The sequence below is a fragment of the Methylobacterium iners genome, from assembly GCF_022179305.1.
Classification (GTDB): Bacteria; Pseudomonadota; Alphaproteobacteria; order Rhizobiales; family Beijerinckiaceae; genus Methylobacterium; species Methylobacterium iners.
The window spans coordinates 146,241-169,889 of record NZ_BPQP01000016.1; the positions used below are offsets into that span (position 1 = coordinate 146,241).

22 protein-coding genes are annotated in these 23,649 nt (G+C 70.3%); 13 read left to right on the forward strand and 9 right to left on the reverse strand.

Annotated features, from left to right (window positions below; genetic code table 11):
* Positions 1 to 3: 3 nt before the first annotated feature.
* Both MFF55_RS05655 and MFF55_RS05660 read right to left on the reverse strand, forming a co-directional pair.
* Positions 4 to 471 carry a hypothetical protein gene (locus MFF55_RS05655; RefSeq protein WP_238243104.1) on the reverse strand — a complete coding sequence of 156 codons (468 nt, stop codon included), beginning with the start codon at positions 469 to 471 and terminating at the stop codon, positions 4 to 6.
* A gap of 138 nt (positions 472 to 609) precedes the next feature.
* Positions 610 to 1,611 (reverse strand): extensin-like domain-containing protein, encoded by a 1,002-nt coding sequence (locus tag MFF55_RS05660; protein WP_238243105.1) that lies wholly within the window; start codon positions 1,609 to 1,611, stop codon positions 610 to 612.
* Positions 1,612 to 1,725: 114 nt separating this feature from the next.
* Here MFF55_RS05660 and MFF55_RS05665 point away from each other — a divergent pair, with 114 nt between their 5' ends.
* Both MFF55_RS05665 and MFF55_RS05670 read left to right on the forward strand, forming a co-directional pair.
* Positions 1,726 to 2,979: an amidase gene (locus tag MFF55_RS05665; protein ID WP_238243106.1), complete on the forward strand. Its 1,254-nt coding sequence runs from the start codon at positions 1,726 to 1,728 to the stop codon at positions 2,977 to 2,979.
* Positions 2,980 to 3,238: 259 nt separating this feature from the next.
* The gene (locus tag MFF55_RS05670; RefSeq protein WP_238243107.1) at positions 3,239 to 4,012 is read left to right on the forward strand and encodes a methyltransferase domain-containing protein; all 774 of its coding nucleotides are present in this window, start codon (positions 3,239 to 3,241) and stop codon (positions 4,010 to 4,012) included.
* A 178-nt stretch (positions 4,013 to 4,190) separates the two neighbouring features.
* Here MFF55_RS05670 and hisS read toward each other — a convergent pair whose 3' ends face one another.
* Positions 4,191 to 5,690, reverse strand: a complete 1,500-nt coding sequence (gene hisS / locus MFF55_RS05675) for a histidine--tRNA ligase (protein WP_238243108.1) — start codon at positions 5,688 to 5,690, stop codon at positions 4,191 to 4,193.
* A 536-nt stretch (positions 5,691 to 6,226) separates the two neighbouring features.
* Here hisS and rho point away from each other — a divergent pair.
* The 7 genes from rho (at position 6,227) to MFF55_RS05710 (ending at position 13,865) form a co-directional block, all read left to right on the forward strand.
* Positions 6,227 to 7,567, forward strand: a complete 1,341-nt coding sequence (rho, locus tag MFF55_RS05680; protein WP_238243109.1) for a transcription termination factor Rho — start codon at positions 6,227 to 6,229, stop codon at positions 7,565 to 7,567.
* Positions 7,568 to 7,653: 86 nt separating this feature from the next.
* A complete protein-coding gene (gene mnmE, locus MFF55_RS05685; protein ID WP_238243110.1) occupies positions 7,654 to 8,964 on the forward strand; it encodes a tRNA uridine-5-carboxymethylaminomethyl(34) synthesis GTPase MnmE in 1,311 nt (436 codons plus the stop codon).
* Positions 8,965 to 9,088: 124 nt separating this feature from the next.
* On the forward strand, positions 9,089 to 10,963 hold the full coding sequence (gene mnmG / locus MFF55_RS05690; RefSeq protein ID WP_238243111.1) for a tRNA uridine-5-carboxymethylaminomethyl(34) synthesis enzyme MnmG: 1,875 nt from the start codon (positions 9,089 to 9,091) through the stop codon (positions 10,961 to 10,963).
* Positions 10,964 to 10,969: 6 nt separating this feature from the next.
* Complete coding sequence (gene rsmG, locus MFF55_RS05695) at positions 10,970 to 11,608, forward strand: 16S rRNA (guanine(527)-N(7))-methyltransferase RsmG (protein WP_238243112.1); 639 nt, start codon at positions 10,970 to 10,972, stop codon at positions 11,606 to 11,608.
* Positions 11,605 to 12,447 carry a ParA family protein gene (locus tag MFF55_RS05700; protein ID WP_238243113.1) on the forward strand — a complete coding sequence of 281 codons (843 nt, stop codon included), beginning with the start codon at positions 11,605 to 11,607 and terminating at the stop codon, positions 12,445 to 12,447. Before rsmG ends, MFF55_RS05700 begins: the two co-directional genes overlap by 4 nt.
* Positions 12,448 to 12,490: 43 nt before the next feature.
* A complete protein-coding gene (locus MFF55_RS05705; RefSeq protein ID WP_238243114.1) occupies positions 12,491 to 13,372 on the forward strand; it encodes a ParB/RepB/Spo0J family partition protein in 882 nt (293 codons plus the stop codon).
* Between the two features lie 205 nt (positions 13,373 to 13,577).
* Positions 13,578 to 13,865, forward strand: a complete 288-nt coding sequence (locus MFF55_RS05710; RefSeq protein WP_238243115.1) for a GIY-YIG nuclease family protein — start codon at positions 13,578 to 13,580, stop codon at positions 13,863 to 13,865.
* Positions 13,866 to 14,037: 172 nt separating this feature from the next.
* On the opposite strand, the gene MFF55_RS05715 is transcribed toward MFF55_RS05710, so the two are convergent.
* Together MFF55_RS05715 and MFF55_RS05720 are read right to left on the reverse strand one after the other, a co-directional pair.
* Positions 14,038 to 14,490 (reverse strand): cyclic nucleotide-binding domain-containing protein, encoded by a 453-nt coding sequence (locus MFF55_RS05715; RefSeq protein WP_238243116.1) that lies wholly within the window; start codon positions 14,488 to 14,490, stop codon positions 14,038 to 14,040.
* 63 nt (positions 14,491 to 14,553) lie between these two features.
* Positions 14,554 to 15,240 (reverse strand): response regulator transcription factor, encoded by a 687-nt coding sequence (locus MFF55_RS05720; protein ID WP_238243117.1) that lies wholly within the window; start codon positions 15,238 to 15,240, stop codon positions 14,554 to 14,556.
* A 253-nt stretch (positions 15,241 to 15,493) separates the two neighbouring features.
* Here MFF55_RS05720 and MFF55_RS05725 point away from each other — a divergent pair, with 253 nt between their 5' ends.
* A complete protein-coding gene (locus MFF55_RS05725; protein ID WP_238243118.1) occupies positions 15,494 to 16,111 on the forward strand; it encodes a L,D-transpeptidase family protein in 618 nt (205 codons plus the stop codon).
* A gap of 380 nt (positions 16,112 to 16,491) precedes the next feature.
* Here the strand turns inward: MFF55_RS05725 and MFF55_RS05730 are convergent, their stop codons facing one another.
* The gene (locus MFF55_RS05730) at positions 16,492 to 17,787 is read right to left on the reverse strand and encodes an MFS transporter (protein WP_238243119.1); all 1,296 of its coding nucleotides are present in this window, start codon (positions 17,785 to 17,787) and stop codon (positions 16,492 to 16,494) included.
* Positions 17,788 to 17,901: 114 nt separating this feature from the next.
* On the opposite strand from MFF55_RS05730, the gene MFF55_RS05735 reads away from it, so the two are divergent.
* Together MFF55_RS05735 and MFF55_RS05740 are read left to right on the forward strand one after the other, a co-directional pair.
* Positions 17,902 to 18,183, forward strand: a complete 282-nt coding sequence (locus tag MFF55_RS05735; protein ID WP_238243120.1) for a type II toxin-antitoxin system RelE/ParE family toxin — start codon at positions 17,902 to 17,904, stop codon at positions 18,181 to 18,183.
* Positions 18,184 to 18,219: 36 nt separating this feature from the next.
* Positions 18,220 to 18,504, forward strand: a complete 285-nt coding sequence (locus MFF55_RS05740; RefSeq protein ID WP_238243121.1) for a HigA family addiction module antitoxin — start codon at positions 18,220 to 18,222, stop codon at positions 18,502 to 18,504.
* 149 nt (positions 18,505 to 18,653) lie between these two features.
* Here MFF55_RS05740 and MFF55_RS05745 read toward each other — a convergent pair whose 3' ends face one another.
* Entirely contained in the window at positions 18,654 to 19,910 is a 1,257-nt protein-coding gene (locus MFF55_RS05745; protein ID WP_238243122.1) for a Zn-dependent hydrolase, read from the reverse strand.
* Positions 19,911 to 19,997: 87 nt separating this feature from the next.
* Here MFF55_RS05745 and hydA point away from each other — a divergent pair, with 87 nt between their 5' ends.
* A complete protein-coding gene (hydA, locus tag MFF55_RS05750) occupies positions 19,998 to 21,413 on the forward strand; it encodes a dihydropyrimidinase (RefSeq protein ID WP_238243123.1) in 1,416 nt (471 codons plus the stop codon).
* Between the two features lie 262 nt (positions 21,414 to 21,675).
* On the opposite strand, the gene MFF55_RS05755 is transcribed toward hydA, so the two are convergent.
* Complete coding sequence (locus tag MFF55_RS05755; RefSeq protein WP_238243124.1) at positions 21,676 to 22,554, reverse strand: alpha/beta fold hydrolase; 879 nt, start codon at positions 22,552 to 22,554, stop codon at positions 21,676 to 21,678.
* Positions 22,555 to 22,649: 95 nt separating this feature from the next.
* Positions 22,650 to 23,492, reverse strand: a complete 843-nt coding sequence (gene dapD / locus MFF55_RS05760; RefSeq protein ID WP_238243125.1) for a 2,3,4,5-tetrahydropyridine-2,6-dicarboxylate N-succinyltransferase — start codon at positions 23,490 to 23,492, stop codon at positions 22,650 to 22,652.
* Between the last annotated feature and the right edge of the window lie 157 nt (positions 23,493 to 23,649).

The following is a 23,649-nucleotide window of genomic DNA, read 5'->3' on the forward strand; positions in this document are numbered from 1 at the left end:
CCATCAGGGCCGGGCTTCGCGGCAGGCCGTGGCGTAGGCGAAGGCGAGGTTGCGGTCGAGGCCGTGCACGCAGAACTCGACGCCGAAGCCCGCGCCGATCAGGCCGAGGCCCTCGCGCACCGAGTAGTCGATCTTGCGGCGCACCCCGTCCGAGGTGGTGGCCAGCGCCGAGCAGAACCGGCGGGGGTAGAAGTCCAATCCCCAGGGCCGCCAGGCGGTCCGCTCGATGCGGTCGTAGGCGACGATGGTCAGGGACGAGTTCCAGAACTTCGCCTCCTTCTCGGCGAACTGGTTCGAGATCTTCTCCAGCACGTCGGGGTCCTGGCAGCCGGGGATGTCGCCGTCGAAGGGGAACTCGCGTTCCTCGCCGGGCGTGATCTCTTCGCGGGCCGAGCGGGCCAGCGCCGGCTGCAGCGCCGAGGCGAGGGCGAGCCCGAGGGCGAGAACGGTGAGGCTGCGGTTCGGGCGCATGACGATGGGGTCTCGCTGCAATCCTGGGGATCGCCGGACGATGGCCCCTGCCCTGCCGGTGTCAAGCCGCGGATGGCGCGCGCCGGCGCTTTCGCGCCCGCCTGGGGTATGGGGGGCACACCCCCGGCCCCTCACCCGTCAGTAGATCGGCCCGGGCCCCGGAGGCGCCAGCGAAAGCGGCTCGTCGGCGAAGCCCGGTGCCGGCTCGCCGTAATCGGCGACGCGCGGCGCAGGGGGCCGAGGCGCGTAGGCGCGGGCCGGTGCCGAGGCGTAGGCCGAGGGTGCCGCCGGCGCCGGCGCCCGGGCGAGCTGCGAGGGCGCGCCGCGCGGGGCGCCGCGCTGGGACATCGGGGTGAGCCCGTAGGGATCGTCCTCCTCGATGTCGATCGGGGCCTGAGGCGCTGCGGGCTGGCGCTCGGGCGGGCGCGACAGCGGACGCGGCACGCCGCCGGCGCCGAGCTGCGACTCGAACTTGAGGATCGGCTTGCAGACCCGGCGCAGGCCGCGCGGGTCGTGGCGGGCGAGGTCGACGTGGATGTGGTCGTAGTGAAAGACGTCCGAGCCCGGCGCCAGCACCGTCGTGAAGCGCTGGCAGGCCCCGTAGAAGACCTCGCGCAGGAAGCCCTGCTCGGCCTCCGTTCCGCGCCAGCCGCCCTTCACCGTGATGACGTAGCCGTCGGCGAGCTTGAAGGACATGAGGTCGAGCGCGTTGCCGAAGGAATGCTCGGAGAGCTTGGCGCCGACCTGGTTGTTGCGGCCGCGGCAGGCGTAGGAGCCCGCGTTGATCTCCGCCACCGGCTGCCCGAAATAGAGGTTCGCGGCGGGCTGGATGGTGTCGGCGAGCCAGGCCTCGGCCTCGGCCAGCGCCGGGCAGGCCAGCGTCATGCGCTGCTTGAGGACGACGGCGCCGTTGCCCATCCGCGTCACCCGGAAGGGCTGCTGCATGCCGCAGGTGCCCGGGCCCTCAATGGCCTTGACCGGCGTGATGAACTCGGTGGTCTCGACCAGGCGCTTCGACAGGCAGGCCTGCTCGGCCTGGTCGCGCCAGGGCTCTCGCTGCTCAAACTTGTTGAGCGCACAGCCGGTGAGCCCTGCGCCGAACAGCACCAGGGCAGAGAACGCAGAGACGCGACGCCACATGGTCGCGACAATGCGAAGGGTCGCGTAAACGGAGCGTCAACGCTGCCGAGACTTCACCGCCGGCCTGTGGACGCATGTTGACAAGAGGCCGCCGGGAGCCGGATTGCATGGCCCATGCTGTCCCTCGTCGATCTTCGCACCCGGCTCAGTGCCGGCGACCTCTCGCCCGAAGGCGCCATCCGCCTGGCGCAGGAGGCGATCGCCGCCCGCGAGCCGGAGGTCGGCGCGCTGGTCTGCCGGCACGACGCTCCCCTCGTCGCGACGCGGGGACCGCTCGCGGGCATCGCGGTCGGCGTCAAGGACATCATCGACACCGCCGACCTGCCCACGCAGATGGGCTCCACGATCTACGCAGGCTGGCGGCCGAGGGCCGATGCGGCGATCGTGAGCCGGCTGCGGGCGCTCGGCGCCGTGCCGCTCGCCAAGATGACGACCTGCGCCTTCGCGAGCGTCGATCCGACCGCCACCCGCAACCCGCACAACCTCGCCCGCACCCCCGGCGGCTCCTCGGCGGGCTCGGCGGCGGCGGTGGCCGCGGGCATGGTGCCGCTGGCGCTCGGCACCCAGACGGGCGGCTCGGTGATCCGCCCGGCCGCCTTCTGCGGGGTCGCCGCGATCAAGCCCTCGTTCCGGCTCCTGCCGATGGTCGGCATCAAGACGTTCTCCTGGGCGCTGGACACGCTCGGCCTGTTCGGCGCGGGCATCCGCGACGTCGCAGGGGCCCTGGCCCTGCTCGCCGACCGCCCGGGGATCGACCTGCCCGAGGAGAGCCCGACGGGGATGCGGATTGGGCTCGTCCTCCAGGACTTCGCCGGCGAGGCCGATCCGGAGGCCGTGGAGGCCCTCCAAGCCGCGCGCCGCGCCGCGGAGGCCCTCGGTGCCGTCGTGACCGACCTGGGGCTTCCTGAGGCCATCGCCGAGGCCTGGCGCTGCCATCCGATCGTTCAGGATTACGAGGCCCGCCAAGCGCTCGCCTGGGAGTACGCGGCGCACCGGGACGCGCTGACGCCGCTGCTGCGGGCCCAGCTCGACGCGGCGCAAGGCCTCACCGCCGAGGGCTACGACGCGGCGCGGCGCCAGGCGCACCAGGCCCGCCGCATGCTCAAGGACGTCTTTTCGGAGCACGACGCCCTCCTCACCTTCTCCGCGCCGGGCTACGCGCCGGCGGGACTCGCGTCCACGGGCAGCCCCCGCTTCAACCGGCTCTGGACGCTGATGGGCGTGCCCTGCGTGAACGTCCCCGTGCCAGGCCCCGGCCTGCCGCTGGGCGTGCAGGTGATCGCCCGCTTCGGCGACGACGGCCGAGCGCTGGCCGTGGCGGCGATGATCGAGCGGGGGTTGAGGGCGGGCGTGGGCTCGGTTTCGTAGTCGCGGCGGCGATCGTTAGGACGGATATGATCACTACGATTGTCATTCCGGGGCTGCGCAGCAGAGCCCGGAACCCAGAACCATAGGTCGAGGCCCATTCTGCACCATCGGCATCTCTGGGTTCCGGGCTCGCCGGAGCCTGTCCTCGGACTGGCCGAAGGCCAGATCCGGGGGGCGCCCCGGAATGACAAAGGTGGGAGGGTCACGGACGCGCGGCCCCAGCTTGAGCATAGCCGGTACGCAGGCTAGGCCCTCGCGCATGCACCCGTCGAACCTGCCTGCCTGGAAGCGGTCGGTCGCCCGCGCCTTCGACGGCGCCGAGGGCTACGACGCCGCTGCCCTCGTCCAGGCGCAGGCCGCCGAGCGGCTGGCCGCCGCGATCGCGCGCGAACCGCTGGCCGCGGCGCCGCGCATCCTCGAGGTCGGCTGCGGCACGGGGCTGCTCACCGCGGCCCTGCGCGCCCGGCAGGCGGGGCCGATGATCGCCTCGGACATCGCGCCCGCCATGGCGGCCCGCTGCCGGGCGCGCTTCGCCGGCGATCCCGACCTGCGCGTCCTCGTGATGGACGGCGAGCGGCCCTGCCTCGCGCCGGGCTTCAACCTGATCTGCTCGAGCCTCGCCGCGCAATGGTTCGCGGATCTGCCGGGCGCCCTGGCGCGCCTCGCCGCCCTCCTGGCACCGGGCGGGCTGCTCGCCGTCGCGACGCTCGCCGAGGGCACGTTTCGCGAGTGGCACGCGGCCCATGCGACCCTCGGCTTCGCGGCGGGCACGCCGGCCTACCCGCCGGCCGAGGCACTGGGGACGCTGCGCTATCCGGGCTGCACCACGAGGCTGTCGCTCGACCCCATTGCGGAAACCCATGCCGACGGCCGGGCCTTCCTCGCCGCCCTGCGGGCGATCGGAGCGCAGACGCCGCTTGCCGGCGCGACCTACACACCGGGCACGCTCCGCCGCCTGCTCCGCCGCTTCGACGCCGATGGCGCCCGCGTGACCTACGTCATCGCGACCCTGATGATCCGGCGCTTGGGTTGAGCCGCCGATAGCCGCTCCCTCGGGCTCGGGTCGGTCTGGCGCGCTTCCCTCCCCCTTGTGGGGAGGGATCGAGGGTGGGTGTAGCTGAGCGACCCTCTGCGGAGGCCAGCGGAACCACCCCCACCTCCCACTCCTCCCCACAAGGGGGAGGAGAGGCGCGCGGGCGAACCGGTGAGCCTTACGGAAAATGCTGCGCCAGCACCTCCTTCACCCGCGCGACCATCTCCGCCTCCGGCACGGAGAATTGCGCCGGTCGGGCGGCCTTCCACTCGGCGTTGCTGGCGATGCTCTCCGCCGCGCGAGCGCCCTCGATCAGATCCTTGATCTGGACCTCGCCGGCCTCCCGCTCGTTCGAGCCCTGGATGATCGCGCAAGGGGAACCGCGCCGGTCGGCGTATTTCATCTGCGCCTTCATGCCGGAGCCGCCGAGATAGAGCTCCGCCCGGATGCCTTCCGCCCGCAGCGTCGAGACCAAACGCTGGTAGTCGGCGATGTTGTCGCGATCGAGCACGAGCACGACGACGGGGCCGGGCTTGTCCACGCCTGCCAGCAGCGGGCTGCCCACGAGCTGCAGGGCCGAGAACAGGCGCGAGACGCCGATCGAGAAGCCCGTGGCCGGCACCGGCTCGGCCCGGAACCGCCCGACGAGCCCGTCGTAGCGCCCGCCGCCCGCGACTGAGCCGAAGCGCACGGTCTCGCCCGCCTCGTTGGTGACGGGGAAGGTCAGCTCGGCCTCGTAGACGGGGCCGGTGTAGTATTCGAGGCCGCGGACGACCGAGACGTCCATCTGGATGCGGTCGCGTCCGTAGCCCGCGGCCGTGACCAGCGCGGCCATCTCCTTGAGTTCACGGACGCCCTCGGCCGCCAGCCCCTCGGGATAGAGGCTCGTCAGGGCCCCGAGGTAGGCGGCGTTCGACGCGTCCGGCCCCTCGGTGCCCTTCCCGAAGCCGAGGAACTGCACGAGCTGGCCCACCTCCTCGTCCCCGAGCCCCGCGCCCTTGGTGAAATCCCCGCTCTCGTCCTTGCGGCCCGGCCCCAGCAATTGGCGCACGCCCTCGACGCCCAGCCGATCGAGCTTGTCGATCGCCCGCAGCACCGTCAGCCGCTGTCCCGCCTTGTCGTCGCCGGCGAGCCCGATCGCCGCCATGACGCCGTCCAGGACCTTCCGGTTGTTCACCTTGACGACGTACTGGCCCTGGAGCCCGAGGCGATCCAGCGTGTCGGCCATCAGCATGCAGATCTCGGCATCGGCCGCGACGCTGCCCGCGCCCACGATGTCGGCGTCGAACTGCATGAACTGGCGGAAGCGGCCCGGGCCCGGCTTCTCGTTGCGGAAGACGTAGCCGTTGCGGAAGCTGCGATAGGGCTTCGGCAGCGCGTCGAAATGCTCGGCCACGTGCCGGGCGAGCGGCGCCGTGAGGTCGTAGCGCAGCGAGAGCCAGCTCTCGTCGTCGTCCTGGAACGAGAACACGCCCTCGTTCGGCCGGTCGAGGTCGGGCAGGAATTTCCCCAATGCCTCGGTGTACTCGATGAAGGGCGTCTCCAGGGCCTCGAAGCCGTAGAGCTCGAAGGTCTGGCGGATCGTCTCCAGCATCCGCCCCTGTGCGGCGATCGCGTCGGCGCGGCGGTCGATGAAGCCGCGCGGCAGACGGGGCTTCAGGGTCTCGGCCTTGGCCATGGGTCTTCGCAAGCGTCCGGAGGTGAGGGGAGGCCGGGCTCTAACGCAGGCGTGGGGAAGGCGGCAAGCGCGGGGACCGCGGGGCATCAACCCACCCTTTGTCATCCCGGGGCTGCGCAGCAGAGCCCGGGACCCAGAACCGCTGAAAATGCAGGCTGGATCTCGACCTATGGTTCTGGGTTCCGGGCTCGCCGGAGCCTGTCCTTGGACTGGCCGAAGGCCAGATCCGGGGGGGGGGGCGCCCCGGAATGACAATGGGGGTTTGAAGCGCGCGAACCATCCTCTCGGACCTACGCGACCAGCCCAAATCCCTAGCCTCATCCGCGTCCCGAACCGGGGCTTGAGGGAAGCCGCGAAACGCGCTATCACAAAATCCCTCCTTGTTGCCGTTCTGCATCCGGAAGCCTTGAGGCTTTCCCAAGACGATGCTCGGTGGCGCTCCTCGCGAGTGCTCCGATGACAGGCGCCGCAAAGGCGCCCGGCGATCCTCGAACGACCCTCCCCCGGCTCCCGCCCTCGTCGGTTTCAATTTCCCCATGACGCCACAGCACGATGTCTCCGAATCCGCGGATCAGACGGCCGAGGAGGCCGTCGTCGGCGGCCTCGACCCGCGCCGCGAGGTCAAGCTCCAGGACCTGAAGTCCAAGACGCCGACCGATCTCATCGCCTTCGCGGAAGAGGTCGAGGTCGAGAACGCCTCGACCATGCGCAAGCAGGAGCTGATGTTCTCGATCCTGAAGCAGCTCGCTGCCAAGGACGTCGAGATCATCGGGGCCGGCACCGTCGAGGTGCTTCAGGACGGCTTCGGCTTCCTGCGCTCGTCGGAATCGAACTACCTGCCGGGCCCCGACGACATCTACATCTCGCCCACGCAGATTCGTCGCTTCGGCCTGCGCACCGGCGACACCGTCGACGGCCCGATCCGCGGACCGAAGGACGGCGAGCGCTACTTCGCGCTCCTCAAGGTCAACACGATCAACTTCGAGAATCCGGAGAAGATCAAGCACAAGGTCCATTTCGACAACCTGACGCCGCTCTTCCCCACGAAGCGGTTCAAGCTCGAACTCGACAATCCGCCCAAGAAGGACTTCTCGCCTCGCATCATCGACATCGTCGCGCCGATTGGTAAGGGCCAGCGCGCGCTGATCGTGGCGCCGCCGCGCACCGGCAAGACCGTGCTGATGCAGAACATCGCGCAGTCGATCACCATCAACCACCCCGAGTGCTACCTCATCGTGCTGCTCATCGACGAGCGCCCGGAGGAGGTCACCGACATGATCCGCTCGGTGAAGGGCGAGGTCATCGCCTCGACCTTCGACGAGCCGGCGACCCGCCACGTCCAGGTCGCCGAGATGGTGATCGAGAAGGCCAAGCGCCTCGTCGAGCACGGCCGCGACGTAGTCATCCTGCTCGATTCGATCACGCGTCTCGGCCGCGCCTACAACACCGTGGTGCCGTCCTCCGGCAAGGTGCTCACGGGCGGCGTCGACGCCAACGCGCTCCAGAGGCCCAAGCGCTTCTTCGGTGCGGCACGCAATATCGAGGAGGGCGGCTCGCTCTCGATCATCGCCACCGCGCTCATCGACACCGGCTCGCGCATGGACGAGGTGATCTTCGAGGAGTTCAAGGGCACCGGCAACTCCGAGATCATCCTGGACCGCAAGGTCTCGGACAAGCGCATCTTCCCGGCCATCGACATCACCCGCTCCGGTACCCGCAAGGAGGAGCTGCTGGTGCCGCCGGACTCGCTCAAGAAGACCTACGTGCTGCGCCGCATCCTCAACCCGATGGGCGTCACCGACGCGATCGAGTTCCTCATGGACAAGCTGCGCCAGACCAAGAGCAACAACGACTTCTTCGACTCGATGAACACCTAATGGCCGATGCCCGACCGGCTACTGCATTGCGTTGCCTTGAGGATTTCTCAAGGTAAACACTTTGTTCGCCGTCTTCGGATCGCGGCATGAGCACGGACCGGACCACCATCTTCGCGCCCGCCAGCGGCTTCGGCCGGGCGGCCGTCGCGGTGATCCGCATCAGCGGACCCGCTTGCGCCGACCTGATCACCGCCCTTGCCGGCGCCCTACCCGCCCCCCGACGGCTGTCCCTGCGTGGCTTGCGCGATCCGGCGACGGGGGAGCTTCTCGACCGCGCGCTCGTCGCCTGGATGCCGGCCCCGGGGACCTTCACCGGCGAGGACATGGCGGAGCTGCACTTGCACGGCGGTTTCGCGGTTCGGGCGGCCGTTCTGCGGATGCTGACCGCCTTCCCGGACTGCTGGCCGGCGGAGCCCGGTGCCTTCGCGCGGCGGGCCTTCCTCAACGGTCGCATGGACCTGACGGAAGCGGAGGCCACCGCGGACCTGATCGAGGCCGAGACGGAGGCGCAGCGCCGGCAGGCCCTGCGACAGCTCGATGGCGCGCTGGGCCGCCAGGTGGCGGATTGGCGGGCGCGCCTGCTCGACAATCTTGCAGGCACGGAAGCGGCCCTCGACTTCGCGGATGAGGGCGACGTCGACGACGAGGCCCTGAGTGCCGAGTTGCGCCACGCCGTGGCGGGCCTGCGGGCCGAGATCGCGGCGGCGCTGGCGGACGGGCGCCGTGGAGAGCGGCTTCGCGAGGGCTTCACCGTCGTGCTGGCCGGCCCGCCCAATGCCGGAAAGTCGACCCTCCTGAACGCGCTGGCCCGGCGCGAGGCGGCCATCGTGTCGCCCCTGCCCGGCACCACCCGCGATGCCATCGAGATCCGCTGCGAACTTGGCGGCCTGCCCGTCATCCTCGTCGACACGGCCGGCCTACGAGAGGCGGTCGACCCGATCGAGGCGGAGGGAATTCGGCGCACGCGCGTACGGATGGCGCAGGCGGACCTCGTCCTTCACCTGTCGCCCGTCGGGGCCGACGTCACCGACAGCCCGGTCGGCGATCACGCGCTGCTCGTCCGGACGAAGGCCGATCTCGGCGAAACCCTGCCTGGCGAGCTTGCCGTCTCCGGTCTCACCGGGTCGGGCCTCGACACGCTGCTGGACGCGATCGCAGCCCGGGCCGAAGCCGCGCTCGGCGGCAGCGCCCTAGTCACGCGCGAGCGGCACCGCGACGCGCTGACGCGCTGCCTGGGGCATCTCGACCGGCTCCTGGCGCACGGGGAGGGCACGTTGCCGGAGCTCGTGGCGGAGGACCTCCGGCTCGCGATCCGCGCCTTGGGCGAGGTTGCCGGCCATGTCGGCGTCGAGGAAATGCTCGACCGCCTCTTTGCCGGCTTCTGCATTGGAAAGTGAGCCGGGAAGCGAATCCCCGGGCGCTGAACGGTTCCGTCCCGCTCGCGCAGGAAGAAAATGTTTCACGTGAAACATCGCCCGCCGCGCCGTTGACGGGGGCGGCAGGTAGGCCCTAATCACCGCCATGCTCCACACTCCCACCTTCGATGTCGTCGTAGTAGGCGGCGGCCATGCTGGCGTCGAGGCCGCTGCGGCCTCAGCCCGGTTCGCCGCGCGCACGGCCCTCGTCACGCATAAGGCGGCGACAATCGGCGCGATGTCCTGCAACCCGGCCATCGGCGGGCTCGGCAAGGGGCACCTCGTCCGCGAGGTCGACGCGCTGGACGGTCTGATGGGGCGCGTGGCTGATGCCGCCGGCATCCAGTTCCGCCTGCTCAACCGCCGCAAAGGACCGGCCGTGCGCGGCCCCCGCACGCAGGCCGACCGCAAGCTCTACGCCCGCGCCATGCAGGAGGCGGTGGCCGAGACGCCGAACCTCACGATCGTCGAAGGGGAGGCGGCCGATCTCGAGATTCGTAATAACCGCGTCGCCGGCATCGTCCTCTCGGACGGTTCAGCCCTCCCCTGCGCCGCGATCGTGCTGACCACGGGCACCTTCCTGCGGGGCCTCATCCATATCGGCGAGGTGCGGACGCCGGCCGGTCGCATGGGCGAGGATCCCTCCGTGGGTCTCGCGGCGACGCTTGATCGCCTCGGCTTCGCGCTCGGCCGTCTCAAGACCGGCACCCCGCCGCGCCTCGACGGCCGCAGCATCGATTGGTCGGGCCTGGAAATGCAATCGGCCGACGACGTGCCGGTACCGTTCTCGAGCCTGACCGAGCGGATCACGAACCCACAGATCCAGTGCGGAATCACCCGTACCACGCAGGCGGTGCATGACGCGATCCGCGCGAACCTGCATCGCTCGCCCATGTATTCCGGCGGCATCGCGAGCCGGGGTCCGCGCTATTGTCCGTCCATCGAGGACAAGGTCGTGCGCTTCGGCGACCGGGAAGGCCACCAGATCTTCCTGGAGCCCGAGGGGCTCGACGATCCGACGATCTACCCCAACGGCATCTCGACCGCCCTTCCGGAGAGCGTGCAGCGCGACGTCATCGCCCTGATACCCGGGCTGGAGCGAGCCACCATCCTGCGGCCGGGCTACGCCATCGAGTACGATTACGTCGATCCTCGGGAGCTGGACGCGACCTTGCAGGCGAAGCGCCTGCCGGGCCTTTTCCTCGCCGGGCAGATCAATGGCACGACGGGCTACGAGGAAGCTGCGGGGCAGGGGCTCGTCGCCGGCCTCAACGCGGCGCGGCTCGCGGGCGGCGCGGCACCGGCAGTCTTCGATCGGGCCGAGTCGTATCTCGGCGTGATGATCGACGACCTCGTCACGCACGGGGTCAGCGAGCCCTACCGCATGTTCACCTCGCGCTCGGAATATCGGCTGTCGCTGCGTGTCGACAACGCCGACGAGCGCCTGACTGGGCGCGGCCTCGACCTCGGCTGTGTCGGCGCGCGGCGCGGCGCGCATTTCGCGCAGTCGCAGGCCGAGCTCGCGGCGGCCCGGGCGCGGCTCGACGCGCTGACCCTGACACCGAACGAGGCGAGGGCGCAGGGCGTCGCCCTGAACCAAGACGGCATCCGTCGCACCGCCTTCCAGCTCCTGTCCTACCCCGAGATCACTTGGGATCGGCTCGCAGCGATCTGGCCCGCTCTCGCTGCGGTCTCGCCGCGCGTCGCCGAGCGCCTGCGCACGGACGCGACCTACGCCGTCTATCTCGACCGGCAGCAGGGCGAAATCGCGGCCTTCCGCCGCGACGAGGCGGTGATCCTGCCGGCCCGCCTCGACTACGCGTCCATCGCCGGGCTGTCGAACGAGATGCGCGCGAAGCTCGAGACGGTGCGGCCCGGTACGCTCGGCCAGGCAGCCCGAATCGAGGGCGTGACGCCCGCCGCACTTATCCTGCTCGCGGCCCACGCGCGGCGCAGCCATCGCGCCGCGGCGGGTGCCTGATCGGGCATGGCCGCCCCGGACGACCGCGCGCGCGTGCTCTCAGACCTGAATGTTTCACGTGAAACATCGGCGGTTCTGGACATCTACGTCCAGCAGCTGCGGCGCTGGCAGAGCGTGAAGAACCTCGTCGGACCTGCCACCCTCGCCGAGGTCTGGACCCGACACATCGCCGATTCCTTCCAACTCCTCGACCTTGCGCCGGAGGCGGAGACCTGGCTCGATCTCGGCTCGGGTGCCGGCATCCCCGGCCTCGTCCTCGCCATTGCGGGCCGGGAGCGTCCCGGCTTTCGGGTCGATCTGGTGGAAAGCAATGCGCGCAAATGCGCCTTTCTCACCGAGACGGCCCGCCTTACGAAAGCCCCGGCGCGCGTTCACAACGCGCGTATCGAGTCGGTGGTGGCCGAGCATCGCGGCGTCGCGGTGGTCTGCGCCCGAGCGCTCGCTCCGCTTCACCAGTTGCTCGCCTGGACCGAACCATTGTTGACAACCGGCACCACGGGCCTGTTTCCGAAGGGGCGGGAGGTCGAAGTGGAATTGACCGAGGCCGCGCGAGAGTGGAGATTCACCTACGAACTCGTGCCGAGCCGAACCGAATCGGAGGCGCGTCTCGTCCGCGTCACGGCCCTCTCCCGCGTGGATCCATGACAAGCCATCCTAGCTCTCCCGCCGGCGCGAAGCCGGAGCGATCCTTGAGGGTGCTGGCCCTCGCCAACCAGAAGGGCGGCGTCGGCAAGACCACGACGGCGATCAATCTCGGCACCGCGCTGGCCGCGATCGGCGAGCGCGTGCTCGTGATCGACCTCGACCCGCAGGGCAACGCCTCCACGGGTCTCGGCATCGACCGTCGCACGCGGAAGATCTCGACCTATCACGTGCTTGCCGGCGAGGCCTCCCTGTCTCAGGCCTCGGTACCGACCGCTGTGCCGCGCCTGCTCTGCGCGCCCTCGACCATGGACCTCCTCGGGCTCGAGATGGAGATGGCGAGCCTGCCCGACCGGGCGCACCGGCTGCGCGGCGCTATGCAGGGGCTGACGGAGACCGGCACGACGGAGGGCGTCACCTACGTCCTCATCGATTGCCCGCCCTCGCTCAACCTCCTCACCATCAACGCACTCGCCGCCGCCGATGCCGTCCTGGTGCCGCTGCAATGCGAGTTCTTCGCGCTCGAAGGCCTGAGCCAGCTCCTGCGCACCGTCGAGCAGGTGCGGGGCGCGCTCAACCCGCGCCTCTCCATCCAGGGCGTCGTGCTGACGATGTTCGACCCCCGCAACAACCTCTCGGCGCAGGTCGTGGCCGACGTGCGCGGCTTCATGGGCGAGAAGGTCTACGAGACCATGATCCCGCGCAACGTCCGCGTCTCGGAGGCACCCTCCCACGGCAAGCCGGTGCTGCTCTACGACCTGAAATGCGCCGGATCCCAGGCCTATCTGCGGCTCGCCTCGGAGATCATCCAGCGCGAGGGCCGGCTGCCTCAGGCCGCGTAAGTATCTTGTATTCAGTCGCGTAAACGGAGCGAAGCGAGTGGCGATGGCAGACGATGTGGTGCGGCCCCGGCTGGGACGCGGCCTCGCGGCTCTGATCGGCGATTTCGGCGACGACGCGGGCGGGGCCAACAAGCCCCAGCGCAAGGTCGCCGTGGAGTTCCTGCGGCCGAACCCGCGCAACCCACGCCGGCGCTTCGCCGACCCGGAGCTCGAGGAACTCGCCACCTCGATCCGCCTGCGCGGGATCATCCAGCCCATGGTCGTGCGGGCGCTTGCCGGCGTGCCGGACACCTACGAAATCGTGGCGGGCGAGCGCCGTTGGCGCGCCGCGCAGCGGGCGGGCCTGACCGAGGTGCCCGTGGTGGTGGTCGAGATTGACGACCGCACCTCGCTCGAATACGCGATCCTGGAGAACGTGCAGCGGGCGGACCTCAACGCCATCGAGGAGGCGGCCGGCTACGAGCGGTTGATGAACGAGTTTCGCTACACGCAAGGCGAACTCGCCGAGATCCTCGGCAAGAGCCGCAGCCACCTCGCCAACACCCTGCGCCTGCTGCAATTGCCGAGCGGCATCCAGGAGCGGGTGGCGGCGGGCGAGATCACCGCGGGCCACGCCCGCGCGCTGCTCTCGGTCAAGGACCCCGAGGCGGTCTCCCGCCGGATCGTGGCGGAGGGCCTGTCGGTCCGCGACGTCGAGGCCCTGGTCGCGACGCCGGAGGCAGAGACGCCCCGGGCCGCGCGTGCGCGCGGCAAGGCGCGCAGCCCGGAGACCCGCAACCTCGAACAGGCCATGGCCCGGGCGCTCGGCGTTCCCGTCTCGCTGCGCGCGGCCAATGGCGGCCCCGGCGAGATCCGCATCCGCTACGAGACGGCGGACGAGCTCGACGGGCTTTGCCGCAGATTCAAGGTGTCGCTGGGGGTTTGAGGCGATGCAGGGGAGGGTGCGCCTCCTCCCTTCGCGGCCTATCAGGTCCACCGTTCGCGAAGCTCCACCCTTTGTCATTCCGGGGCGCCGCAGGCGAGCCCGGAACCCAGAGCCGCCGACGTGGCAAGCTGAAGCGCTGTCAGCGGTTCTGGGTTCCGGGCCCTGCTGCGCAGTCCCGGAATGACAAGCTGGGTTTGAAGCACCGATGACGTACCACGTCTACATGCTGGCGAGCCGTCGGCATGGCACGCTCTACATCGGCGTAACGAACGATTTGGCACGGCGCGTCCATGAACACAGAAGCAAGGCGGTGATCGGTTTCACCTCGAATCACGACGTGACGCGGCTCGTCTGGTACGAGGGCTACGAGGACATCAACGAAGCGCTCGCGCGTGAAAAGAGCCTGAAGAAATGGCGGCGCGATTGGAAGATCCGGCTGATTGAGGAAGCCAATCCGGACTGGTCCGACCTCTACGATGTGGTGATTCGCTAGGAACCTTCCACCTTCCGGTCCCACAGCAACGATTGTCATTCCGGGGCTGCGCAGCAGAGCCCGGAACCCAGAGCCGCTGACGCGGCAAGCTGGACTAATGTAGGCGGCTCTGGGTCCCGGGCTCGCCTGCGGCGCCCCGGGATGACAGGCGGGGCGGGACAACAACCGTATCTCAAGCCGCCTCGAACGCGTGGCGGACGCAGTCCAGCCCGCCCATCAATTCCATCAGGTCGTCGGAGAGGTTGTCGTAGACGGCCTGGGCGGCATCGGGAAACTCTTCCAGCACGCGGCGCATCAGGGTCGGCGTGATGCGCAGGACCTCGGCCGGCGTGCTCGCTACCGCATCGGTCGGGCGCTCGCCGCGCAGGAACAGGGCGTGCCGGCCGATCAACGCCGAACGCCCCGCCTGCACGGGCGCGGCGCCGGGGACGCGCGGCGCCAGTTCGATCGTGCCGGAGAGCACCACGAAGCCGCCGTCGCTGCGCTCGCCCCGGGTAAACAGCCGGTCGCCCGCGGCCAGGCTCCGCCGCTCGGCCGCGAAGGAGAGCAGGCGCAGGGCGTCGCGGCTCATGAACGCGAAGAGCGGCGCGGCGGACAGGATCGCGATGTCGTCGTCCAGTGCCAAATCCGCCCTCCTTATCCCTGCCGAGAGAAGATCTACCAGACAAATGCGACAGAGACCTTGGCCTTAGGGCAGCAGCTTGTAGCCGCCGGCTTCGGTGACGAGGATGGCGGCCAGCGCCGGGTTCGGCTCGATCTTCTGGCGCAGCCGGTAGATGTGCGTTTCGAGGGTGTGGGTGGTGACCTGCGCGTTGTAGCCCCAGACCTCGGCGAGCAGGGTGTCGCGGCCCACGACCTCGCGGCCGGCCCGGTAGAGGAAGCGCAGGATCGCGGTCTCCTTCTCGGTGAGCTTCAGCTTCGAGCCGCGCGCGCCCACCAGCAGCTTGGCGCCGGGGCGGAAGGTGTAGGGGCCGATCTGGAAGACGGCGTCCTCGCTCGCCTCGTGGCTGCGCAGATGGGCTCGGATGCGGGCGAGCAGCACCGCGAACTTGAAGGGCTTGGTGACGTAGTCGTTGGCGCCCGCCTCCAGGCCCTCGACGGTGTCCTCCTCGGACACGTGCGCGGTGAGCAGGATGACGGGGCCGCGGTAGCCGTTGCGGCGCATCGCCCGCACCGCCTCGCGGCCGTCCATGTCGGGCAGGCCGAGATCCATCACGGCGAGGTCGATGCGCTCGTCGGCGACGCGATTGATCGCGCCCTTGGCATCGCCCTCGCTCACCACGATGAACTCGTCGTAGAGGTCGAGCTGCTCGACGAGGGTGTCGCGCAGGGAGACGTCGTCGTCGCAGACGAGAAGGCGGTAGGCATTCGGCATGTCTGAGGATCTCTTACGCTGACCGGCATCCGGACGCCACATCGCGGCGTCGGCCACGATCGGGGCGCGGAAATCCCCGGGCGTCGAATCGTCGGGTCCTGTCGCCCCCGCAGCACCCCGATCTCCGCAGCCCAAGGTAGCGCATTTCGTTCAATGGAATATCCGCTCGCTCACGCTTATGCAGCACGATGGGCCGCTCATCCTACGATCAGCGTGTGATGAAAGTTTCGGCGGTCGGCCGGGAACGGAGAACATGGTGAAGCGATCCGTGCGATCCGGCAAGGCGGCCGCGAGCAAGGGGGCCAGGAGCAAGACGGCCAAGAGCAAGACGGCCAAGAGGCAGACCAACCTCGCGCTCCTGCGCGTGCGGCCCCTCGTGACCGACCGCACGCGCGGCCAGCTCATCGTTGGCGGGAGCGTCATCGCCTGCGCCCTAGGCCGATCCGGCCTGACCCAGGTGAAGCGCGAGGGCGACGGCGCCTCGCCGCGCGGGCGCTTCCGCCTGCGGGGCGGCGCCTACCGGCCCGACAAGTTCGGGACGCGGCCCGCCACCGCGCTGCCCCTGCGTCCGACCCAGCCCGGCGACGGCTGGTGCGACGACGCCGGCGACCGCCGCTACAACCGCCCGATCACCCTGCCGGCGCCCGGCATCAGCGCCGAGCGGCTATGGCGCGAGGACGGGCTCTACGACCTCGTGATCGACCTCGACTACAATCGGGGTCCCATCCGCCGCGGATGGGGCTCGGCGATCTTCCTGCACGTCGCGCGGCCGGGCTACGCTCCGACGGAGGGCTGCGTCGCGCTGAAGCGGGCGGACCTCGCCCGGCTCCTGCGCCGGCTCGGGCCGCGCACACGACTCGCCATCGGGTAGGATCGCCGATCGATCGAACCGTGGGTTCCCTCTCCTGGAAGGCAGGGCGATCGCAGATAGGGTTCTTTAAACACCTTTGTCATTCCGGGGCGCCGCAGGCGAGCCCGGAACCCAGAACCGCCGACGCGGCAAGCTTGAGAGGTGTCAGCGGCTCTGGATCCCGGGCTCCGCGGAGCCTGTCCTCGGATTGGCCGAAGGCCAGATCCGGGGGCGACCCGGGATGACAAACGGGGATGGTTCGGCCGCAACTGCGCCGCTTCCGTCGCTTCAGACGGCGATGCTCATCTGCCATCGCCCTGCCCAGGAGCAGAGGGAGCCCGCCGCACCGCCCGGGGCACAGCGACGATGCATGAGCGGGCGAAGCCATCACCGATATGGGTTCAGGCCGGCACCGCCGCGCCGGTCGGGCGCGTCCGGGCCGGGTCCGATGAGGTCAGGATCGCCCCCGCCGCGATGAGGCAGAGCGCCCCGGCGATGAAGAAGGCGGGCAGGTAGCTCTCGAGCGCGGTCCGCGACAGGCCGGCGCCGTAGGCGATCGCTGCCGCGCCGAGCTGGTGGCCGGCGAAGATCCAGCCGAAGACGAGGTTCGCCTGCTCCCGCCCGAACCGCGCCGCGGTGAGGCGCACCGTCGGCGGCACCGTCGCGATCCAGTCGAGCCCGTAGAACACGGCGAACAGCGACAGGCTCACGAAGGAGAAGGCGGAGAAGGGCAGGAACATCAGCGAGAGCCCGCGCAGCCCGTAATACCAGAACAGGAGCCAGCGGTTGTCGTAGCGGTCCGAGAGCCAGCCGGAGGCGACGGTGCCGATGAAGTCGAACAGCCCCATCGCCGCGAGCACGCCCGCCCCCTGGATCGGGCTGGTGCCGTAATCGGCGCAGAGCGGGATGAAATGGGTCTGGATCAGGCCGTTGGTGCTGGCGCCGCAGACGAAGAAGGTCCCGAACAGCACCCAGAACACGCCCGTGCGCCCGGCCACCCGCAGCGCGGCGATGGCGCCGGTCGGGCTCGGCACGGGTGAGGAAGGGGAGGGGGCAGGCCCGGTCTCACCGTAGGCGCGGAGCCCGACATCCTCAGGCCGGTCGCGCATCAGGGCGAGCACGGCCAGCGCCGCGGCCAGCAACAGGCCGCAGATCACGAGGAGCGAGGCGCGCCAGCCCAGGCTCTCGGTGAGGGCGGCGAGCAACGGCAGCACGATGAGCTGACCCGTGGCCGAGCTCGCGGTGAGGAGCCCGACCACGAGGCCGCGGCTCTTCGCGAACCAGCGCGTCGCCACCGTGGCGCCGATCACCAGCGCGGTGAGCCCGGTGCCGATCCCCACCACCACGCCCCAGAGCATGACGAGCTGCCAGATCTCCGTCATGCCCAGCGAGGCGAGCAGCCCGCCCGCAATCAGGGCGAGCGCGCAGAGCACGATCCGGCGCGGACCGTAGCGGTTCATCAGGGCGGCCGCGAAGGGCCCCATCAGCCCGAACAGCACGAAGCGGATGGCGAGCGCCGAGGAGATCGTCGCGGTGTCCCATCCGAACTCCCGCTGCAGCGGCAGGATGAGCACGCCCGGCGCGCCGACGGCACCCGCCGTCACCAGCATGGTCAGGAAGGTGACGCCGGCGACGACCCATCCGTAATGGATGTCGCGGCGGGCGAGGGCGGCGGGGAGGGTTCGGACGGGCAGCATGGCAGGGAGCTTTGTCTCACGTCCGCGCGGGGAGAGCGAGGTTCGAGATATCCTTGTCAGGCTTGCGTGTAAGGATGGGAATGTTACGTGTTACGCTACACGTAACATTGGATCATGATCCAGTCCTTCGGCACCAAACATACGGAGGCCCTTCATAGGGACGGCAGGTGCCATCGGCGCTGGGCGGCGTTTGAAAGCGTGGCGATCCGCAAGCTCGACATGATCGACGCTGCCGTCGAGCCGGGGGACCTTCGCAGCCCGCCCGGCAACCGGCTGGAGAAGCTGAGCGGCGATCGCGACGGACAATGGAGCATCCGGATCAATGACCAGTGGCGCATCTGCTTCAGCTGGGGCGAGAAAGGTCCGGAAGGAGTCGAGATCGTCGATTATCACTGAATGACCAGAGCTTTTCGACGCTTTTCGGAGAGGCACATGCCCCGTATTCGCACACATCCCGGCGAGGTTCTGAAGGAGGAGTTCCTGGTCCCCCTTGGCCTCAGCGCCACGAAGCTCGCAGAGGAAATTGGCGTGCCGCCCAATCGGCTGACCGAGATCATCAGGCAGCGGCGCGATATGTCGGCCGACACCGCGATTCGTCTCGGCCGTCGCTTCGGTACGACGGCGCAGTTTTGGCTGAACTTGCAGAACGCGCGGGATCTGTCTCAGGCCGAGGCGACCCACGATTACTCGCGGGTCAAGACTGCCGAGGTCGCTTAGGAACGGGCCGCTCGCGCGGTCGGGAGGGGACAGAAGCCCATGCCCGATACCACGCGCAACTCCGACGTCGTGCCCGCTGGCGAACCCGAATGAACGAGGCTCTCGCCGACACGCCTCGGACGCTGAAGGCGGCCTGAGAAACCGCGCCGCTATTCGGACTTGGGCCCGTTCGCCAGCGCCAGCACCGTATGGAGCAGGACGTCGGCGCCCGCGGTGCAATCCTCCGGGGTCGCCGATTCCGTCTCGTTGTGGCTGATCCCGTCGCGGCAGGGCACGAAGATCATCGCCGCGGGGGCGATCCCGGCGAGGTTGCAGGCATCGTGGCCGGCGCCCGAGATGATCCGGCGATGCGGGTGGCCGAGCGCGCCGGCCGCCGTCTCGACGGCGTCGACGAGCCGAGGATCGAAGGGGACCGGCGCCTTGCGCCAGATCCGGGTCAGCTCCGCCTCGAGCCGCCGTCGCCCCGCGATCTCGCCGAGAGCCGCGCGGAGTTCGGCTTCCGCCGCGTCGAGCGTCGCGGCCTGCGGGTCGCGCAGGTCGATCGTGAAGCGGACGGTGCCCGGCACCACGTTGCGCGAGGGCGCGGCGATCACCGCCTCGCCGATCGTGATCACCGCGGAAGGCGCGTGGGCCAGTGCGATCCGCTCGGCCGCGAGCGCGAGCTCGGCGAGGCCGAGAAGCGCGTCGCGGCGGCGGTTCATCGGCGTCGTGCCGGCATGGCTCTCGAAGCCGGTGAGCGTGCCGTCGAACCAGGCGATGCCCTGCCCGCCCTCGACCACGCCGATGGTCAGCGCCTCCGCCTCCAGGATGGGCCCCTGCTCGATATGCAGCTCGACGAAGGCGCCGATCGCCCGCGCGCCGACCGGCTCCTCGCCGGCATAGCCGATCTCGGCCAGTGCCTCGGCGACGCTGATCCCGGCGGCATCGCGGCGGGACAGGATGTCCGCGGTGGTGAATTCGCCGGCATGGGCGGCCGAGGCCATCATCGCGGGGGCGAAGCGCGAGCCCTCCTCGTTCGTCCAGTTGACGAGGAGCAGCGGCGCCTCCGTCTCGATCCCGGCATCGTTGAGGCTGCGCATCACCTCGAGGCCGGCCAGCACCCCGAGCACGCCGTCGAAGCGGCCGCCCGTCGGCTGGGTGTCGAGGTGGGAGCCGAAGGCGATCGGCGGGCGGGCCCCGTCGCGCCCGGGCCGCAGGGCGAATTGCGTGCCCAGCGCGTCGGTGCCGACCTCCAGCCCGGCCGCGAGGCAGGCGTCGCGAAACCAGTCGCGCACCGCGCCGTCCTCGCGGGACAGGGTCAGCCGGTTGATGCCGCCGGCCGGCGTCCCGCCGAAGGCCGCCGTCTCGTGGATCGTCGCCCAGAGCCGGGAGCCGTCGACCCGGAGATTGTGCCGTGGGGGCGTCATGCGCGAAATTCCTGATGCCGGAGCCTGATTGCCGGGATGCCACGCACGCGCCTTGCGTCCAAGCGCCCGCAACGGAGGGAACGCAGCATGCAAGAGTTCGACCTCGCCATCCGCGGCGGCACGGTGGTGACCGCCGCCGACACGATGCGCGCCGAGATCGGCATCCGCGACGGCCGCATCGTGTCGGTGGCCGAGCGGGTGGGCCCTGCGGCCCGCAGCATCGACGCGGGCGGGCTCCTCGTCCTGCCCGGCGGCATCGACAGCCACGTCCACATCGCGCAGGCCTCCGGGCCGGACGTGGTGATGGCCGACGATTTCGCCTCCGCGACCCGGGCCGCGGCGGCCGGCGGCAACACCTGCGTGATGCCCTTCGCGCTGCAGCCGCGCGGCCGCTCCTTGCGCGAGGCGGTCACCGCCTACCGGGCGCTGGCGGAGGGCCAATGCCACGTCGACGTGGCGATCCACATGATCGTCTCCGACCCGAATCCGGCGGTGCTCGGACAGGAGCTGCCGGCGCTGGTGGCCGAGGGCTACACCTCGTTCAAGGTCTTCATGACCTACGACGACCTCGTCCTGAACGACCGCCAGATCCTCGACGTGTTCGACCTCGCCCGGCGCCTGGGCGCCCGCGCCATGGTCCATGCCGAGGGCTACGACGCCATCCGCTACATGACCGAGCGGCTGGAGCGGGCGGGCACGAAGGCGCCCTACGGCCACGCCCTGTCGCGCCCCGAGGTCGTCGAGCGCGAGGCGGCGCACCGGGCCATCGCCCATGCCGAGCTCGTCGACCTGCCCATCGTGATCGTCCACGTGTCGGGCCGCGAGGCGATGGAGCAGGTGGCCTGGGCGCGAGCGCGGGGCCTGAAGATCCACGCCGAGACCTGCCCGCAATACCTGACGCTGACCGCCGAGGACCTGAAGGGCCTGGGCGACGATGGCATGGAGGGCGCCCGCTACGTCTGCTCGCCGCCACCCCGCGACGCGGAGAGCCAGGCCGCGATCTGGCGCGGCATCGAGACGGGCGTGTTCGAGGTGGTCTCCTCGGACCATTGCCCGTTCCGCTACGCGGATGCCAAGGGCAAGCGGAACCCGCGGGCGAAGGAGTCCTTCCGCTGGATCCCGAACGGCATCCCCGGCATCGAGACCCGGCTGCCGATCCTGTTCTCGGAAGGCGTCTCGACGGGACGGATCTCGCTGAACCGCTTCGTGGCGCTCACCGCCACGAATCACGCCCGGCTATACGGGCTCTACCCCCGAAAGGGCTCGATCGGCCCCGGCTTCGACGCGGACCTCACCCTCTGGGACCCGAACCGCCGCGAGACGATCCGCCAGGAGCGGCTCCATCACGGCGCCGACTACACGCCCTGGGAGGGGTTCACGGTGACGGGCTGGCCGGTGATGACGATCCTGCGCGGCCGGGTGATCGCGGAGGAGGGACGGATCACGGGCGAGCCGGATTGGGGGCGGGTGATCGACCGGGCCGTGCCGGGGGCGGGCACATGAGACGTGGTCGGTCCGCTGCACGCGCACGAGCGCAGTTCTCTACCTCGTGGCGATCGTCGTCAGGAGGCCCTTCTGTCACCTTCGCTTGTCATCCCGGGACTGCGAAGCAGGGCCCGGGACCCAGAGCCGCTGAGGCCGCAAGCTGAAGCACTGTCGGCGGCTCTGGATTCCGGGCTCGCCGGAGCCTGTCCTCGGACTGGCCGAAGGCCAGATCCGGGGGGCGCCCCGGAATAACAAAGGTCTTGGCAAGGGATGTCTTGCCCTATCGCCCCGCCCGGATCGCGGCGGCGACCTCGCCCGGGTACTCCTCGTGGGGGCTCAGCGCGCCGGGCACCACGGTCTTCGCGACGAGGCCGGTGGCGAAGAGAGCATCCATCTCGGCGCCGGAACGGCGGGGCGCCCGCTCGGGGCGCAGCATGCGGATCGGGGGCAGGCCGCCGTCCTTGAACAGGGCGAGGAAGGCCTCGCGCGTGGCGACCGGATCGAGGCCGCCGGTCACGAACGCCGCCGTGCCGAAGCGTCCGCCGATCTGGCGGGTGATCGCGTGCTTGTCGGCGATGATTCCCGGCGTCACGTGCTCCGGATCGGCATAGACGTGGGCGCGCATCATCCGGCCGATCACCGGCGGCGAGATGTTGATGCGGTAGAGCGCATCGCCCAGCAGCGGCACCTCGACCGCCCGGCGCAGGAAGCGGAACAGGCCGCCGCGTTCCGGACCCATCATGGTCGGCAGCGGGCCGCGCCAGGTCGGGGCGACGAGGACGAGGCGCCGGAAGGCGCCGGGATGGCGGCGGGCGGCCGCGACGAGGTAGGCGGCGGCATGGCCGGCGGCGATCCCGAGGTCGTAGGGGCCGGGCTCGGCCGCGAGGAAGGTGTCGAGGAAGCCGTGCATCGTATCGGGATGCATCGCGACCGGCGCGCGGGCCTGGTTGCCGAAGCCGGGCCAGTCCGGGATCAGGCAGCGGTAATCCTGGCCGAGATCCCTGGCCAGCGGCCGCATCTCGGATCGGGCCGAGATCGAGGATAGGGCCGGCAGCAGCAGGGCGTCCGCACCGCTCCCCACGACGTCGCAGGGCATCTCGACCATCCGCCCGCCGAGCGGGAGGGCGAGGGTGCGGGTTGCGCGCGCAGGCTCGATCATGAAAGCTGCCTCCCGGGGCGACCGCGATGGATGTCGCGCATGCAAAGCGCGAACCCGGTGTCCCGCCTATGCGGCGGATCGCCGTCTTCGGCGCCTCAGGTCCGCAGCAGGTCGTTGATCGCGGTCTTGGCCCGCGTGCCGGCATCCACCCGCTTGACGATGACCGCGCAGTAGAGGCTGGGGCCGGGCGAGCCGTCGGGCAGGGCCTTGCCCGGCATGGTGCCCGAGACCACCACCGAGTAGGGCGGCACGCGGCCGTAGAGGACCTCGCCGGTGGTCCGGTCCACGATCCGGGTCGAGGCGCCGATATAGACGCCCATCGAGAGCACGCTGCCCTCGCCGACGATCACGCCCTCGACGACCTCGGAGCGGGCGCCGATGAAGCAATTGTCCTCGATGATGGTCGGGTTGGCCTGCATCGGCTCCAGCACCCCGCCGATGCCGACGCCGCCCGACAGGTGCACGTGCTTGCCGATCTGCGCGCAGGAGCCGACGCTCGCCCAGGTGTCGACCATCGTGCCCTCGTCGACATAGGCGCCGAGATTCACGAAGGAGGGCATCAGCACGACGTTCTTGGCGATGTAGGCCGAGCGGCGGGCGACGGCGCCGGGCACGGCCCGCAGGCCGGCCTCGCGAAAGCGGGCCTCGCCCCAGCCCTCGAACTTCGAGGGCACCTTGTCCCACCAGGAGGCCCCGCCGGGGCCGCCGGCGATGGGCGCCATGTCGTTGAGGCGGAAGGAGAGCAGCACCGCCTTCTTGAGCCATTGATGGACCTGCCACGCGCCGTCGACCTTCTCGGCGACCCGGGCCGCGCCCGAATCGAGGAGCGACAGGGCCTCGTCCACCGCCTCGCGGACGGGGCCGCGTGTCGCGGTGTCGATCGCCGCGCGGTCCTCCCAGGCGGTCTCGATGGTGCGGGCGAGGTCGTCGTGGGCCATGGGTTGTTCCGGTCGGAGGCGGGTCCGGCCGTGCTTACAAAAGCCGCTCCCGCCTGTCACCCGCCGGAAATGGCGGGAAGGGCTGCGAACTCGGGTAAACGCCTGGCAGCAAAAGCGGTGGACGATCAAGCAGGACACCAAACGCCGTCATTCCGGG